The organism is Micromonospora sp. NBC_00821 (assembly GCF_036347035.1).
Classification (GTDB): domain Bacteria; phylum Actinomycetota; class Actinomycetes; order Mycobacteriales; family Micromonosporaceae; genus Micromonospora; species Micromonospora hortensis.
This window is the reverse complement of the sequence record NZ_CP108880.1, coordinates 2,237,689-2,253,360: the sequence shown is the minus strand read 5'-3', so window position 1 is coordinate 2,253,360 and position 15,672 is coordinate 2,237,689. Positions and strand designations below refer to the sequence as shown.

Below are 15,672 nucleotides of genomic sequence, written 5' to 3'. Positions count from 1 at the left end.
GTGTTCGTGCGCCGCCCTGCCTGGTGAAGCGCGATGCAGATCTGCGGGGCCGCGAAGAGGTGGGGCTCAGCCGATGGCGCCTTCGATCTTGTCGGTCAGGTCGAGGATGTCAGGTACGGCGCCCAGAACGGTGACCTCGACCAGGGCGCCATCGCGGCCGAACCGGCGGCGGTACTCGTCGTAGGGGTAGTCGGCGATCGGCACCCAGGATCGGTGTCCTCGCAAGGGGTGGTTCTTCTGCGTCACCGCCCCAGAGTTGAGCCGGCAGAGTTCGATTCGTGGGCCGTATCGCTCGACGAGGGCGCGGGTGTCGACGTGCAGGACGACTTGGTCCTCGGTGCGGTACTCCTTCGCTTGACGCAGCCGGTCCAGTCGCTCGGCGCTGGCCCAGAAGAAGACCCGAGAGTTGATGGCGGCGAGGTACTCGGCCAGCGACGAGTCCGGATCAATCTTCTCGGCGATGAATTTCATTGGCTTCTGATCGCGGATCACGGCCGGAGGCAGGCGGGGCGCGCGCAGAACGGTGGACTGCTTGCGAGGTGCACTCAAGAGTCGCTCACGCTCGCCAGCGTCGAGGCCGTACAAATCGATCAGTTGCCGCGTGGACAGCAGGCCGTGCCGTTGCACCGATGGCCAAGCAGTCGCCGACAGCGTGTGGAAGACCTGCGGATGGCGCGCGATCAGTTCCTCGACGTCCATGCCGGCCATGATGCCGAACGTCCACGAGTACGGGCCATCAGTGATCCGGTCGACATCCCCCATCCCCTGGTTGACGGGTCGTCTGCAGCGCTGGCGGTCTGCGGCGCTACCCTTACGCCTCCCGAGGCAGCCACTACCCGTAACGACCGGCTCGCCCCCATGAGCGCATGTTCAGGGTCAGGAAGGCTTGAGCGGCTGCTCGCGACTGGCGCCCGGGTCGACAGGCATGAGTTGTGTCGGTTGGCCGTGGGAGACTCTCGCGCCGTGGACGTTGACGAGTTTTGGGCAGTCGTGAAGTCGGCCGGAGCGGGTCTCGACGGGCGGACCGGCGACGACGGTGAGGCCGTTGCCGCGGCACTGGTAACGCGCTTGGCCGCAACATCACCGGAGGGCATCCTCGAGTTCCAGGAGCTGTTTGATCAGCTCCATGACGCGCTCTACCGCTGGGACGTGTGGGCGGCTGCGTACCTGATCGGCGGAGGATGCTCGGACGACAGCTTTATCGATTTCCGGGCCGGAGTCATCGCGCTAGGGCGCGAGTGGTACGAACGTGTCCTAGCCTCGCCTGACGGACTGGCTGACCAACCCGCGGTACGACAAGCGGCGGCCGAGGAAGACGACGGCGCGCTGTTCGCCGAGTCGGTGAACTACGTGGCAAGCGAGGCCTACGAGCAGGTCACGGGTGGCGACGATGCCTTCTACGAGGCGATGAAGTCCCGCCAGCAGGCTGCGGTCGACATCGACAAGGCCCGCGAGCCCGACATGGGTGAGGACTTCGACTTCGATGACGATGACGAGATGCGGAGTCGGCTCCCCCGGCTGGCCGAGCTGTTCCTCGACCCCGACGAGGATTGATCTCGGCAGCTGAGCCCCGACGCTTGGAGACGGCGCGGTCAAGCCAGGACAGGACAGGATCCCTTCGTGGTGTGCCCTTACTTCCGTCGCCGGTGAAACAAATCGCGGGGCGACGAGTTCGACATCTGGGGCGACGAACTGCCTCGAGACCACGAAGGACGGCTGGCCGGTGCGCCAGCTTGAGGTGCACGACTCGGGGCTCAATCCTCATCCTCGGGCTACTCAGAAAGCGCGACGTGCTCGTGGCTGGGAAGCTCATGCAGTCGGGTGCGAACCGCCAGGTCGAGAATTCGCCAGTACCGAGCCGGCGCCCGCGGACACGGTCATGATCTGCGCAGCCTGATCCGCTGGGAGATCAAGGAGTAGCCGCTACCGGCAACCGCCGTGCACGAAGGGCTGCACAGCCCAGTAATGAGCGGCGGCCGACGGCACCGGACCGACGGCGAGAACCCACTCGTCGCCGAGCGTGCCGATAACGAGGTCGCCGTCCTCGAACCGCAGTACGAGACCAGCGCAGACCTCGTCAACGTCCTGGCCGACGATCACAGCGCCGTCAGTGAGCCGGGCGCCGATGGACCCGGACAGCACGTCCGGGTGCCGTGCCGGGCCGACCCTGGTCTCTCCGTACTCGTCCATGTCGTAGGAACGGTACGGATTCTCCTTCGCGAGCAGGAGTTGGTCACCGCGACCGTGCAGACCGACCGGCATCGCGTTTCCGAAGAACAGCCACGCGTGCAGCAGGCACTCGGCATCCGGTCACGCCGTCCCTCACACCAGTACCGGGCCTCCGTCACGCCCTCGAGCCGTCGGCCCACCATGCTCTTCAGCCACGACGCGACCATCCCAGGATCGCTGAAACCCACGTACGGCACCGGGTACTCGACGCGCAACGCCTGCCACACAGCGCGGGCAGTGGCCTCGTAGACGTCGCCCACACTGATGTCGACCTCAGGGACGACCAGGTCGGTCACGATTACCCTCGCCGCCGAAGAGAGTCCACGCAAAGCCCACCGAGCGCCCAGCTCAGCTTCCCGCCGGTGCTCGTCGACCGCGACGGCAGCCACCTCTACGTCGGACCGGCTCGACGCGGCAGCCTCGACGGTGACCTTGGCGAATCGCGAGTAGCGATTCGTCTGCCGCAGCAGGCGGAAGGTCGTCACAGCTCTGATGGTTCCAGGCAGGTTCCGGCCCCAGCATGTCGGGGCGGAGCACACCGACCGGGGTGGCGATCGGTGGACGCAGCTCCCAGCGGAGACCAGCCATCCCGAGCAGACGGCCGGGCGCGCCACGAAGAACAACGTTCAATCTGCGGAGCTGGGGGTGTTCCTGCAACTGACGTTAAGCGACTACCGTCAGCGCGTGCTCGATCCCACGATCATCTTCGACACCTCCGGTCCGCTGGAAAGCCCGCTCACCGACAAGGTTCTACGGGAGGTGGAAGCGCAACTCGGGCGCAAACTACCCGCCGCGTACGTCGACCTAGCCCGGCGACACAACGGCGGGGTATTGGCTCGTGACGCCCACCCCTCGCCCGGCCGGACCTCCTGGTCCGCAAACTACGTGGCTGTGTACACACTGGCGGCGATCGGTCGGACTGCTTCCTTCAGCCTGTGCGGCGAGCTCGGGAACGCGTTCTGGATAGCGGAGTGGGGCTACCCCGACATCGGCATCTACATCGCCGACTGCCCCTCGGCGGGCCACGACATGATCGCCCTCGACTACCGATCCCCCGGCGAGCCGACGGTCGTACACGTCGACCAGGAATGGAACTACCAGATCACCGTCCTCGCCCCCGACATCGAGACATTCCTGGGCGACCTCGTCGACGAAACCGACTTTGATGGGGACGACTGATCGCCCGCTCGGCACCTACCCAGCGATCCTGAGTGCAGAGGCGAGCCCGTCACTGACGCCTTCGGGCTCGCCGAAGAGGTCTCCAGCCTGAAGGTCCTGGTCAGAGCACTGCCCGTGGGATCGGCGTCTCGATTGACGGAACTACGGCGGACTCCAGCAAGCTCACCCGCAACGCTCCACATCGATCCGCAGCACGCCTACAGACGTGGCATTAGGCGAACCGAGACGCCGGCCGGCGCCAGCCATCCCGGGAGCAGCAACGCCTGACCACTTCGACCTCTACTGGGAGGTCACACCGCACCGCTCCACCGCATCACCACAGCTCACAGCCATCGTCTCTCCGGCGTCGGTGAGCCACTTCGGGCGCGGAGACCACTTCGCCAACCTGCACCCAATCTGCTCCCAGTTGCAAGGCCAGGACAACCAACAGCTCCTTACCGCCTTGACCTGCGCACACTCCCTGGCCAGGCGACATAGGGCGATGTCGACTGCTGCTTAGAACCGCAGAGCACTCCGCGGGAACCAGGACGCCGCACCGACTCCGACCTGCGAGAACGTGGAGCCACAGGCAGGGGTGGGTGCAGTTGAGCGCCGTTCGATGTTGTTGGCCGCAGTTCAAGGCCGTTCAGGGCACCCCGCTGCTCCCAACCTGCTCCCCGCAAACCGGGCTGGCACCGGGCCGCCCACCGATCGTGAGCTGCCAGCCACCGGTGCCCTGGTTTGGCACCAGCGCTGACTCCCGTAGTCGCATCGGTCGACCGGGGAGCACGCCCACCGTCGCCGCGCCTTGTCAGCGGCAGATCCGTGCACCAGAGGTGGTGCGCCCGGCTGGTTCGGTGTGGAGCAGCCTCTGTCCATGAGTGACGAGTTGGCGGAGGCCCGGATGAGCCGTGTGCGCGGTGCCGATCCGTGGGGCTCCGGTCGCAGGGCCTCCTCGGTAGCGATCAACGTTTCGATGCCATGATTCGACCGGGCATTGAGCTTTTCGCTTATTGGCACCTCAATCCGTCGTGCACGGCCTTCTGACATCGTCCTGAGTACGCGGACGGATGCGCGGTGGCGGGCACCGATGTTCCTCTGTTCGCTATGCCACGAGACACCGACGCCACTCGACGGACCCTCCCTGTTAATCGAGGCACGGCGACAGTCGTCTGCGGGCTCCTGGCCTGCCTCCCTGTGATCTCATCGGCTGGTTGCGCCTCCGCCCACCACCGTGCCCGTGAGCAGGTGCTGCAGCGGGCGGAGCAGGTCGCCCACGAGACCGAGCCGTGGGCCACCGACTCGCACAACTTGGAGGGCTGGAAGAGCAACGAATCGGTACTAGAACGGCTGCTCCTTGAGACAGGCGGCACGCAGCTCACGTCCGTGGTCCACAACTCCGATGAGCATGGGGTAGGTCTACTGGCCACGGTCGAGCTTGTGATGACGGGCGCGACCTCCGATGGTTGGTTGGGTGGTCAAGACGTCCACTACAACATCTGCGTGCGTTTCAAGGTCAGCCGGGAGGCCACCGGGCCGCGCGAGATCATTCCGATCACGATCGACTGCCCGCCCACGGTCCCTGCTACTGAGTCAGCCGGCGACGTAGGCCGCAACTGACGCCGCGACTTCAGGTGAGGAAGCGGAGACCGAGCCAGATGGCCTTCCGGTAGCCGTCGCCAAAGGCAGGGCGTTGAAGCGGCAAAAATTATGGATCGTGAGCTTGCGCCGGGCCCGTGATGAGGCTGCCGATAGCAGCGTCAACAGTCGGTGCAGATAGGGCATGATCAGTCAGCGGGTCACCACAGCATCCATCGCAGTGCCCCGTGCTCGATGCGGCATGAGCGTGCATTCGAAACGACGGTTTGCCGCATCACGATGATGCGTTTCGTGGTGGGTTGCTACTGCCCGCCGGTGTTTGGCGCGGCGGGCTGTCGTCAGGTGTTGTTCGCTCTGTCTAGGGCTAGCGCTATCGATGCCTGGGCTTGCTCGAGTGTGTCGCCGGCTCCAACCGCAAGGTCCCGTAGGTACTGGGGGAACTCGTCATCAGACGGGTGGTTTGAGGTGAGGTAGCCGGCGAGTTCGAGGCTGACTAGTCCGTGCAGCTGACACCACATGCGCCGGGTGATGGACCAGGGGTCTGCGGGACGGAACCGGCCTGCCTGGATGCATCGGGGGACGGTATCCCTGGCTACGCGCAGCGTGTAGAGGCCGATGCGCCGGTCTTCTTCTGAAAGTTGGAACCCGGCGATGCTTGAGCCGCCGAACATCACCGCGTACAGGTGGGGTGCCAGGTGCGCGGACTGCCGGTACGCGATGGCCAACTGGAAGCTGTCGGCGACTGGGTCGTCGCTGGCATGCACCGTCGCCAGCCGGTCAGCTAGCCGGGTGAAGCCTTCCCGGATGACGGCCCGTACCAGGCCTGGCATTCCGCCGAAGTACGTGTAGATGGCCATTGTGGAGGTGCCCGTCTCGCGTGCTAGTGCTCGCGCGGACAGTGACCGGGGTCCCTGCTCGGTCAGCAGCCGAGCGGCGACTTCGACGAGTTCCTGCCGCGGATCGCTGCTTGCCCTTGACATGAGCTCATCATAACGGTGTTATTGACATAACAGTGTTATGAGGGGGAGGCGATTGGATGTTGGGGCCACGACGGATCCGAGCACGGATCCCGCGACTTGCCGAAGCGCAGGGAGATGACTGGGGAACGGTGGCCGGCGGCGGAGAGCCCCTTCGGCTGGCCGTGCTCGGTGACTCCGCGGCGGCCGGGGTCGGTGCTGCCGATCATCAGACGGCCTTGGCCGGTCAGACTGCGGCTGCGCTCGCCGCATTGACTGGGCGGCGCCTGTCCTGGCGGGTCGTGGCACGATCGGGAGCGACGGCCAGAACGATCCGAACAGACCTGATGGACGGCATTACAGATCCACACACGCGATGGAGCCCGCAGGTGGTCCTTGTGGTGGTGGGGGTCAACGATGCGGTCCGGCTGCGGCGGCCCCGCCGGTTCCGGAGCGAGGTCGAGCTTCTGGTGGCGGTGATTAGGCGTCGGGTCGGTGCCCCGATCCCTGTGCTATTGGCGGGGCTGCCCCCCGTGCACCGCTTTCCCGCCCTGCCCGCGCCAGTGCGGCTGCTGCTTGGGACCCACGCGCGCCGACTGGACCGGCAACTCAGGCGCCTGGCTCGACGGGACACGGGCGTGTTCCACCTGCCGGTCGGGCACTTGCCCTTCGAGCGAGACGACTTCTTCGCCTCGGATCGCTTCCATCCCGGCCCAGCCGGATACCGCGTGTGGGGCCGAACGCTGGGTGCACAGACGGCCACGATCGTCGATGCAGTCCTGCCTATGACCGTGGAACCGAACGTTGCCAGTCAGCGTGACGGCGACACGCAGGGCGCAACTGCAGAAGAAGCCGGCCGGAGGTAGCCGGCGGGCAACATCCGCACATCGGCATGAGCGGACACGCCCTACCGCCGCCGTGGAGCGACGTTGACGTCTTCGGGTCCACCGAAGTGGTCGTTACAACGGATGTGCTGGTTAGGGCACCACGGGGTGGCATTGCTGTCTCAGCTGACTACACCAGTTACCGATCCGGTGACGCCGGAAGCCTTCGGCTCGCCGCGCCCTGTCCGGGCCTTGCTGGTCGGTGCAGGGATTGCGGGGCTGCCCGAGCGGGCACGTCACCGCCGACGTGCAGGGGCCTGGGTTACAGGATGCGGGTCAGCTCGTGCATCGCGGCGAACTGCGTGTCCGGACGTGGTGGTGGTAGCCGCAGAAGGTCATCGGCGTCGCGGTCGCGGTGTTGGCTGCCCAGCACGATCTCTGCGCGTTCGAGTGTCGGGTGACCAACGAAGGGGACGACCGCGTCGACTGGCAGATGCGGCGCTGCAACCAGGAGTTCCCGCAACTGTGGTGCCGCGGCGAGGCCCTGGAGGGCTGCCGGATGGCGGAGGTGACGCATCCCGAGGCATTCGGCCCGCGCCAGCACCGTGTTGGAGCCGAAGTCCGGAAGCCGGTCGACGGTGAGCGTTTCCAGCCACAGCCACTGCAGTGAGCGCAACCGTGTCACCGCGGTGAGGTCGCTGAGCTTTCGCACCTGGCGCAGTGCCAGGTAGCGAAGTGTGGGGATCTGGGTGAGCCATTCGCTGTTTGTCAACGAGCCGAGGGTCAGCGCCAAGGCCTGTAGGTGTGGCAGGGCAATGACGGGCAGGACTTGGTCGACGGGGAGCCGCCACAGCGACAGGTCCCGCAGACCCGGGTTGGCGTGCAGCAGCTCGGGAAGACCACGCCGGTGCTCGACGACCCTCAGCCAGCGAAGCCGACGAAACTGGGCAACAGGAGCGAGGTTGAGAGGCTTTCGGGTCTCGCCGATGTCAAGGAACTCCACCTCAGCGCTCAACTGATCCAATGGGGTCAGATCGGTCAGGTGCCACAGGCTCGCGACGCTGAAGCGGCGAACATGTGGAAACCAGCGCAGGAACCGCAGCGTCGCAAGGTCGTCATCGAAACCGTAGACCCGCAGTGGGACCATCGGATGATCCACCAGGAGCGCGGCCACCGACCGATACTCGGCCTCGGTGAGCGGCTCACGGAGCTGGACGACATCCGCATCCCCTAGCCGGGCGCGGAGCTGCGTGACGTCGACCGGGCTCCGCACCTCCACGACACTGCCCATCCCCGCATGATCCCGTACCGCCTACCGCCCGCGGCAACCGGAACGTGTTCGTGGTCTGGGCCGCCGCGGCAGATCCGGATACTCGGCGACGACCTGGAGGATCCAGGGAAGCATGGGTCCATGACCGAGCGCGTGGAACCGACCGGGCTGATCGAGCAGACCGGCACGTGGCTGCTACCGGTCGGCGACGGCGTCGTGACACAGCTGCGGATCGACTTTGCATTCACGCTCATAGTCGAGTCGTGGATCGAGATCCGCATCGAAACTGAGTTCTCCTACGGCGCACCCGGCGCCGAAAGCCGGTTCGACCCGTCGACGTCGACAGGTCTGGCACCGTTGCTCGCCCGGCACCAAGCGCAGATCACGGCCGCCGAGATCCGCAAGAACGGTCGGTTGACTCTGACCTTCGCCGACGACGCAGTCCTCGTCGTCGAGCCGGACGATCAGTACGAGGCGTTCACCGTCACGAGTATGCCGCCGCCGGATTTCGGGGGATTCCGCTTCGTCGCTGTCCCCGGCCGCGGCCTCGCCACTGGGTAGCCGAACATAGACAGTGATGCACGCCTTTACGACCAGCGACAGGTCCGTGTGCCCGATCTTGACCACGGTCCGTTGGTCCGACGGCCCAACGCCGCAGTTGGAGCAGTTGGACTGGACTACCCGCTGTTGGCGGGACGGGCTCCTCCCTAGCATGTTCCGCCATGCACCGCATCGTCATCAGGCCACGCATCCAGATCCCGGTCCTAGTCGTGATTTTCGCCGTATGGACCCTGCTGGGCGTCACGTACTTCACCTCCGGGGACGTACTGGCCGAGCGCGACTGGTTCGGCATCGTGCTGGGATGCCTACTCGTCACGAGCGGCATGGCCGGGATCTGGCGGACCCTTCGACTCGGCGTGGTAATCGGCGAAGAGGGTGTCCGTGTCTGCGGCTTTGACAGCCGTGACCAGGTCACACCGTGGAGCGCTATCCAGTCGGTCGACTGCGTGCAGATCGACGTACGGGGAGGCTTACCGCTCTACGCTCCCGTCCTCCGTCTCGGCGACGACGCCATGCCTCTCTCAGCGCTCGGCTCGTACTCACGGCAGGACGCCGAGCGCAAGGTCGCACAGCTGCGGAGCCTCAAGGCCAGCGTCGCGCGTTCCTGACCGGGATGCAGAGGCGGACGCCCGACCAGCGGCAGATCCGTGCGCGGCTGATCGATCGGCGTCGTCTCGGTGGTCGAGCCATTGACGTGCTGCCACGAGGTGGATGTCGGTTGATCCGAAATATGGATCGACGCGGTGCAGTAGCGCCGGTTGGGGACGGTTTCGAGGCTCGCTAAGCCCGCCGGGGTGCTGCCTCTTGGCCACAGCTATCGTCCCGGCGTGAGTGACTTCTGGTCCTTGATTGAGGATTCTGCGGGGCACGCGGACCGGGCAGGGTGGATCGAGTGTCGGCTCGCGGCCCGGACGCCGGCCGAGATCGTGGAGTTCGACGTCGCCTTCACCGCGGCGCGTCGCCGGGCCGAGACGTGGACGATGTGGGCCGCCGCATATCGGATCACGTCCGGACTGTGCTCCGGCGACGGCTTCTGGTATTTCCTACCGTGGCTTGTCGGTCTCGGCCGGGACAGCTTCGACCGCCTCACCGCCGACCCCGACGCGCTCGCCGAGGTCCCGCAGGTGCGCCGGCTGTCCACCATGAGGGCGGACCAGTTGACCGACGATGACTGGCCGGAGTGGGAGGCGCTCAACTATGTCAGCCGTCAGGCGTATGACACAGCGACCGGTGAGAGCGAGGGCATCATCGACGCGTTGCGGGCACTCCACCACGACTATCCGGAAGACCCGGCGCCCACCGGGAACCGGTGGGCCTTCGACGACGAGACCGAGATGAGCCGGCGCCTCCCGCGGCTCAGTGCGCTATTCCCATCCATGCGCTAAGCCTCGAACACGCAGCAGACGGGCCACTTTTGAACACCTGAAGGCAGACGGTCAACTACCTCGGGTCTCGCAGGACGCTGCACCGACTCTGACCTGCGGGAACGAGAACGTGCAGGTCGTGGTGGGTGCAGTTGGGTGCAGTTGGGTGCCGTTCAGGGCCATTGGGCGCCGTTCAACGCCGTTCAGTGCGCCCGTCTGCTCCCATCCCGCTCCCCTAATCTCGGCTAGGACAACCGCCGGCGGCTGACCGACGGACAGGGTCTACTGCCGCTTATACCGGCACTGGTGCGGTGGCCGGATGAGCCGGTGTCAGGCCAGCTGCCGCGAATGGGGGCACTGCCTCCCGCGACACCGCATCCAGCAGCTCCCAACCCGCTCCCGGAGGGCGTCCGTCAGCCAACTCACCGACCCGAACACAGACCCTGACGAGTGGGGTATCAGTTGATGGCACCTTCGATTTTGTCGGTGAGGTCGAGGATGTCAGGGACGGCGTCCAACACGGTGACCTCGACCAGGGCGCCATGGCGGCCGTAGCGGCGTCGGTACTCGGCATACGGGTAGTCGGCGATTGGCAGCCAGGATCGATGCCCCCGCATGGGGTGGTTCTTCTGCGTCACGGCACCGGAGTTGAGCCGGCAGAGTTCGACTCGTGGGCCGTGTCGTTCGACGAGGGTGCGGGTGTCGACGTGCAGAATCACCTGGTCCTCACTGCGGTACTCCTTCGCCTGACGCAACCGGTCCAGCCGCTCAGCGGTGGCCCAGAAGAAGACCCGGGAGTTGATGGCCGCGAGGTACTCGGCCAGCGAGGAGTCTGGATCGATTTTCTCCGTAACGAACTTCATGGGCTTCTGATCGCGGATTACAGCAGGCGGCAGGCCGGGCGCGCGCAGAACGGTGGACTGCTTGCGAGGGGCGCTCAGGAGTCGGTCGCGCTCGACCGGGTCGAGGTCGAACAGCTCGATCAGTCGCTGCGTGGACAGGAGGCCGTGTCGTCGTACCGATGGCCACGCGGTCGCCGACATCGTGTGGAAGACCTGCGGACGCTGCGCGATCAGTTCCTCGACGTCCATGACGGTCATCATGCCGAACGCCGCGCCGACGGGCCATCAGCGAGCCGCGCGACGACTTCCCGTCACCTCGCGGCCGGCCTGCTGTCAACGCCCTCACTAATCGTCAGCCTGCCGGGCCTCACATCCAGGCATTAAGGCTTCTCATCTCAGCTACGAGGCTGGGCAGATCAAGACTCAGCCGGTCTTGAACCTTCTTAACCTCGGCTGGCTGGGACGGCAGTGGGAAGACCCGGGCGTTGGGCGGCGGGCCAGGGCAGTCGATCGTCATCGAGAGCGGGGTGCGAGTGCCAGACAACGAGTAGAGCCGCCAGACGGCCATTCGGGAGTCGACTAGGACCATGGTCTTGTCGGCCACGGCGATGAGGACGGCGCACCGTGAGTTTCGGGCGATCGCTGCTGCAGCATCGTCGATCCGCAGCAGCTCGGTGACAGTCCGCGCCGCCGCTCGGTAGGGGTTCGTGAACCCGCCTTCTACCCGCCATATACCGTCCTGCAGATCGACTGCAAGGCCGGCATCGGCAAGCGTCACTCGTACCTCCGCATATGGGTCCTGACGGGCCTCCCCCGCGAGTCTGACCGTCTCATGAAGCTCCTCCGCGGTCGCTACGCGCGCGAAGGGCTGAGTGGCAGGCAGGAGAAGTTCGTCAGCAAGCGAGACATCTGCTTCCGCTACCCACTCGGCTGCGTCTGCCCAGGCATCGGTGGAAGGAATATCTTCCTCGCGTCCTCCGTATAGGTGAGTGCCCTGCCGCAGGGTGGTCATGGCGACGGCGAGTAGCGCGTAGAGATGGTCGAAGGCTTCAGCAGGAAGGGCGTCGAGCATGTCGTCGTCAGGGACCAGCGACCAGATCAGCCACCTGAGGTCGTGGCGCCACGCGTCGTCTTCATGCCAGACACCGGCTGCTAGCAGCGTCAGATAGAGCTGGGTGACGACCATGCGCAGGTGAACGGGCGGCAGGGTAGACCAATCGTTCTCGATGGCCGGTTCTGTTACCGCGGTCACCCAGCGCTCGGCGAACCGCCGGTACTTGGCGCGCTGGTCCGGACGGATCTGTGGGACATGCGTCGCACGTTTCTCCTCTTGCTCGCGCGCCACGCCGTCGAGTACGTCGTCATCTTCGTCCTCCGTGACCTCCGCTTCGTCGACGTCATCGATCGACCAGTGAGTCGCCGAGCCCTGGTCACCAGCATGCTTCTTCGGAAAGATGAGCCCGGAGAGACTTGGGCCGAGTGCGTGTTCGCACCGCTCAAGGTAATCGGCCCACCGGTCACCCGCCTCGACGGGAGAACTAGCGGAAGTGGTGGATGTTGAGGGCAGAGTGCGGCCGCGCAGGCCCACCTGCTCGACGAGTCGTCCTAGCTCGTTGGTGAAGCGCTGTGCCAGCATCGGGTCGCTAAAAAGCTCTCCCACCTCGCCTGACCAGGACAGGCGCGGTTCGTCGCTGGTGTCTTGGCGGGGCCGGCAGCGGGAGCTATCGGTGATGAAGACGGCCGCAGATACCAGCCGTGCGCCGGCAACCTCCATCACCGCGCGCACCGCGCCTCCGGTCAGCTCCGGCACCAGGAGGCGTGCGAACTGTTGGTTGGCGGGGACGGCTCCCGCGACGGTCCATGACCCTGGCGCGCCGGTCGGCGAGGTTTCGATGACGACCCTGTCTCCGGCCGCCACGGCTAGTTCCACTAGAAGTGCGCCGTCGACCAGGGCACAGCCGAGAAGGACGGGTCCTGAGGCGCTTGCGGTGCTATCGGCGGGCGGCGTCGACCTCAGGTTCTGGATGGCGCTCGGTGGCTGAGGGTCGCCTTCTGATGGGAAGAGCACGGAGCCGTGCGGTGCGATGACCGCCAGCTCGCAGTTGCCACCCTGCGCGGTGCTCATCAGCATCGCGGAAGCGGTGATATTCGCGCTGCCGGTCATGCCGGCACACGTTCCGTCAGGGGCGCGCCACTCAATCAGCTTTCCGTGCCAGGCTCTCCCGGCGCTCAGCAGGGTGAAGGTCTGATCAACGGCAGGCGCTGCCGCACGGGCCAGGGCGGCGCCGTCGAACATGGCGCTGGAGGGCTGAACGGCGATACGTACGGCTTGGGGCTTCATCCGGGTGACGATGGTCGTCGCTGCGCGGGCTGGCGGGTCGTAGAACGGAGCGACGAGGCGCAACTCGTCCACCGCGTGCGCGGGCAGGTGGTTCAACAGCGGTTCGTGGAGGTTGCCGAAAGCCCGCACCTGCGACCACTGTTCATCGACCTTCTCTGGCCGCATCCGCTCAGCGAGGTGCCGGATCGTCTTGGCGATCCAGCTAGCCAGATCGACCGCTTCTGGGAGGTCTTGCAGCCAGTCCGCGATGTCGTGGATGAGTTGCGGTCCATGATCGATGCTTCCGTATGCGGTGACCCACAGCTCGTGGTTGTATCCCCAGCCGGACAGCGTCGGGTTGCCCGATCCGACGGCGAGCCACACGTCCCGGTCGCCTAGTAGGACTACCAGCTTGGGGTGGAATGCCCTGGAGCAGACGGCGTGGCCGTGTTGGTAGGCCACGCCGGCCCGACGTACGTCCACCGGGTCGTGTACAGCCTGCCCCGGGTCGCTAAGGACCGTGATCCGCGCGCCGAGAGCCCGGGCGGTGGGAATAGCGAACTTCTCGAGGAACCCCAGGTCGATCGTGTAACCGGTGATGAGGACCTCGCGCAGTCGTGCGCCGTCAACTCGATCCCGCCACTGCTGCAACAGAGTTAGTGGCGACCGGAGGGCATGGGTGATGGCCTCGCTCATGAGGGCAGGTCCAGCAGCCGCTGCCCCTCAGGCGTCACTGGCTCTTCGGGGTGCGGTGTCAGCAGCCCGACCTGTACCGCGATCTCAGCCAGCTGGGGAAGACGCAGACCGATGTTGCCGCTGCCCTCGTCAGAGTCAGCGAAGTACGCGCCATTGCGCTCGTGGAGTCTGCTGAACAGTGAGATCGTGCCGTCCTGGTTGAACTTCACCTTCCGCAGTGCTACCCGCCGCGACTGGGCGAGCATATCGTCTACGAGGCGTCGCCCCAGCTCGGCGACCGAGCGCTGCCCATACTCGTACCGGAGCTGCGCTATCCAGGTGGGATCAAGGTAGGTGGGCCGTTTCCCCTTGAAGGTGCGCAGGGTGACGCCGTTCAGCGAGTCGAGGCGCCGGGCGCCCAGCAATAGCAGCGCGACGTCGGTAACCGTGCCGCCGTCGTCGCGCAGCAGCTCATCCTCGGCCGGTAGGGGGTCACGACGGTCGTCAACGACGGCAGGCAGACTCGCCTCGAACTCGGCGACAGCACTGCCGGGCAGCTGGGCGCTGATCCACTCGTGCAAGTGGCTACGAGAGGCGATCTCCGTCCCTCGTACCTCGTTGACCAAGGCCGCCCAGAGATGTCGCCACGCCCCGACAGAATGGTGACGAAGGACCACCCCTCGCCACGCGGTCGTTCGTTCTTCGCCGGCCAGCAGCGGGTCCTCGCGTGCGGCCGAACCGTAGGCCACGGCAGCGGCGAACGCCTCCTGCCAGGTGGCCGCGCCCGGATTGAGCTGCCACGACCGGGCGAGTATGCGGAGTGTGGCACGCCGCGTCCGATCGTCCCCGGTCCAGGATTCCGGGTCGTGGCAGCCACGTGCCGTGGCGCTGAACAACGAGCTCAGCGGTTCCAGATCACGGGTGTCCGTGTCTTGCTGAAGGCGCAAGCGCCCGAGCGCCGTCGAAGGGAGTGACAGACCACCTCGATGCTCGGCAACCTCAATGAGGGGCCCGTACATCTTTGAGATTTCTGTCGGGCAGGGATGGCGCCCGACCCGCAGCGCACCGCTGTCCACCGTCACGGTCCCGAGCGTCACGCTTGGGCCGTTGTACTGCGACCAGAAGCCCCAGGTACGCGGGGAGTAAGAACCGGAACCGCTGGAGTCGGCAACTGAGAACTCCCCGCCTTGACGAGGGGCGAGCCTGGCTATCGCGTCCACGCCATGAGCGAGCCCCGGCGCGCCTTCCGGATCGTCGTACTCCTGCGAGATCCGCGCCAAACCCACCTCCGCCCGACGGACGAGGCGCTGACACGCCTCCCTGTCCAAGCCCTTCCGGTCCGCGTACGCGGCAAGAGCCCAATACAGGCTGTAGTAGCGGGCATATCGGGTCACGGTCGACACGCCTGGAACGAGCATGTCGACGCAGGCCATGACCGGTGCCTCAACGGCCAACGGGTATCGGCCTGCCCGGGCCAGCAGGCCAGGCTCGCACCACCTGGGCCCCTCGACCCCAGATCTCAAAGACGCTGCTGAGCCGGCCGTCACACCGGTCATTCCGCTGATCGTGGTGGCCATCTGAGCTGACTCAGTGACGCCGACGATTACTGTCCGGTTGCCCGATCGGCCTTGCAGACACGCTTTCGGTGGTCTCCGTCGGATATTCGCGGTGCAGATCTCGGACCGGTTCCTGGCGCCAGCGAACCGACTCGCTCCGAACCGCCCGCACAGTGGGTACCTGGCTATCCCGCCTCTTGCGGCGCTCCGCTTGAACACGGTCACGCAATATCCGGACAGCATCACGGTTGTTGCCGACGTCCGCAATCGCCCTCATTGTGGTCGCTACCGAGCTGTACAGCTGCAGCAGCCTCTCAA

At 66.0% G+C, this 15,672-nt stretch carries 14 protein-coding genes; 7 read left to right on the top strand and 7 right to left on the bottom strand.

Annotation, left to right across the window (positions count from 1 at the left end):
- Positions 1 to 66 precede the first annotated feature (66 nt).
- The gene (locus OHB44_RS10340; protein ID WP_330440601.1) at positions 67 to 699 is read right to left on the bottom strand and encodes a DUF7002 family protein; all 633 of its coding nucleotides are present in this window, start codon (positions 697 to 699) and stop codon (positions 67 to 69) included.
- A gap of 264 nt (positions 700 to 963) precedes the next feature.
- Here OHB44_RS10340 and OHB44_RS10335 point away from each other — a divergent pair, with 264 nt between their 5' ends.
- The gene (locus tag OHB44_RS10335; RefSeq protein WP_330440600.1) at positions 964 to 1,554 is read left to right on the top strand and encodes a DUF4240 domain-containing protein; all 591 of its coding nucleotides are present in this window, start codon (positions 964 to 966) and stop codon (positions 1,552 to 1,554) included.
- A 369-nt stretch (positions 1,555 to 1,923) separates the two neighbouring features.
- Here the strand turns inward: OHB44_RS10335 and OHB44_RS10330 are convergent, their stop codons facing one another.
- Positions 1,924 to 2,262, bottom strand: a complete 339-nt coding sequence (locus OHB44_RS10330) for a hypothetical protein (protein ID WP_330440599.1) — start codon at positions 2,260 to 2,262, stop codon at positions 1,924 to 1,926.
- Positions 2,263 to 2,913: 651 nt separating this feature from the next.
- Between OHB44_RS10330 and OHB44_RS10325 the strand changes: the two genes are divergently transcribed.
- Both OHB44_RS10325 and OHB44_RS10320 read left to right on the top strand, forming a co-directional pair.
- On the top strand, positions 2,914 to 3,408 hold the full coding sequence (locus OHB44_RS10325; RefSeq protein WP_330441213.1) for an SMI1/KNR4 family protein: 495 nt from the start codon (positions 2,914 to 2,916) through the stop codon (positions 3,406 to 3,408).
- A 1,227-nt stretch (positions 3,409 to 4,635) separates the two neighbouring features.
- On the top strand, positions 4,636 to 5,007 hold the full coding sequence (locus OHB44_RS10320; protein WP_330440598.1) for a hypothetical protein: 372 nt from the start codon (positions 4,636 to 4,638) through the stop codon (positions 5,005 to 5,007).
- A 317-nt stretch (positions 5,008 to 5,324) separates the two neighbouring features.
- Here the strand turns inward: OHB44_RS10320 and OHB44_RS10315 are convergent, their stop codons facing one another.
- Positions 5,325 to 5,966 carry a TetR/AcrR family transcriptional regulator gene (locus OHB44_RS10315; RefSeq protein WP_330440597.1) on the bottom strand — a complete coding sequence of 214 codons (642 nt, stop codon included), beginning with the start codon at positions 5,964 to 5,966 and terminating at the stop codon, positions 5,325 to 5,327.
- Between the two features lie 56 nt (positions 5,967 to 6,022).
- On the opposite strand from OHB44_RS10315, the gene OHB44_RS33470 reads away from it, so the two are divergent.
- The gene (locus OHB44_RS33470; protein ID WP_442932663.1) at positions 6,023 to 6,808 is read left to right on the top strand and encodes a GDSL-type esterase/lipase family protein; all 786 of its coding nucleotides are present in this window, start codon (positions 6,023 to 6,025) and stop codon (positions 6,806 to 6,808) included.
- 280 nt (positions 6,809 to 7,088) lie between these two features.
- On the opposite strand, the gene OHB44_RS10310 is transcribed toward OHB44_RS33470, so the two are convergent.
- Positions 7,089 to 8,057 (bottom strand): hypothetical protein, encoded by a 969-nt coding sequence (locus OHB44_RS10310; RefSeq protein ID WP_330440595.1) that lies wholly within the window; start codon positions 8,055 to 8,057, stop codon positions 7,089 to 7,091.
- A 120-nt stretch (positions 8,058 to 8,177) separates the two neighbouring features.
- On the opposite strand from OHB44_RS10310, the gene OHB44_RS10305 reads away from it, so the two are divergent.
- The 3 genes from OHB44_RS10305 (at position 8,178) to OHB44_RS10295 (ending at position 9,982) form a co-directional block, all read left to right on the top strand.
- Positions 8,178 to 8,597, top strand: coding sequence for a DUF6188 family protein (locus OHB44_RS10305; RefSeq protein ID WP_330440593.1), 420 nt, complete (start codon positions 8,178 to 8,180; stop codon positions 8,595 to 8,597).
- A 161-nt stretch (positions 8,598 to 8,758) separates the two neighbouring features.
- Complete coding sequence (locus OHB44_RS10300) at positions 8,759 to 9,205, top strand: hypothetical protein (protein WP_330440591.1); 447 nt, start codon at positions 8,759 to 8,761, stop codon at positions 9,203 to 9,205.
- A gap of 219 nt (positions 9,206 to 9,424) precedes the next feature.
- Positions 9,425 to 9,982 carry a DUF4240 domain-containing protein gene (locus tag OHB44_RS10295; protein ID WP_330440589.1) on the top strand — a complete coding sequence of 186 codons (558 nt, stop codon included), beginning with the start codon at positions 9,425 to 9,427 and terminating at the stop codon, positions 9,980 to 9,982.
- A gap of 437 nt (positions 9,983 to 10,419) precedes the next feature.
- Here OHB44_RS10295 and OHB44_RS10290 read toward each other — a convergent pair whose 3' ends face one another.
- From OHB44_RS10290 to OHB44_RS10280, 3 genes are all read right to left on the bottom strand, one after another.
- Positions 10,420 to 11,052 carry a DUF7002 family protein gene (locus OHB44_RS10290; protein ID WP_330440588.1) on the bottom strand — a complete coding sequence of 211 codons (633 nt, stop codon included), beginning with the start codon at positions 11,050 to 11,052 and terminating at the stop codon, positions 10,420 to 10,422.
- A 118-nt stretch (positions 11,053 to 11,170) separates the two neighbouring features.
- Positions 11,171 to 13,819 carry a hypothetical protein gene (locus OHB44_RS10285; RefSeq protein ID WP_330440587.1) on the bottom strand — a complete coding sequence of 883 codons (2,649 nt, stop codon included), beginning with the start codon at positions 13,817 to 13,819 and terminating at the stop codon, positions 11,171 to 11,173.
- Complete coding sequence (locus OHB44_RS10280; RefSeq protein ID WP_330440586.1) at positions 13,816 to 15,231, bottom strand: hypothetical protein; 1,416 nt, start codon at positions 15,229 to 15,231, stop codon at positions 13,816 to 13,818. The genes OHB44_RS10285 and OHB44_RS10280 overlap by 4 nt, the downstream gene beginning before the upstream one ends.
- Positions 15,232 to 15,672 lie beyond the last annotated feature (441 nt).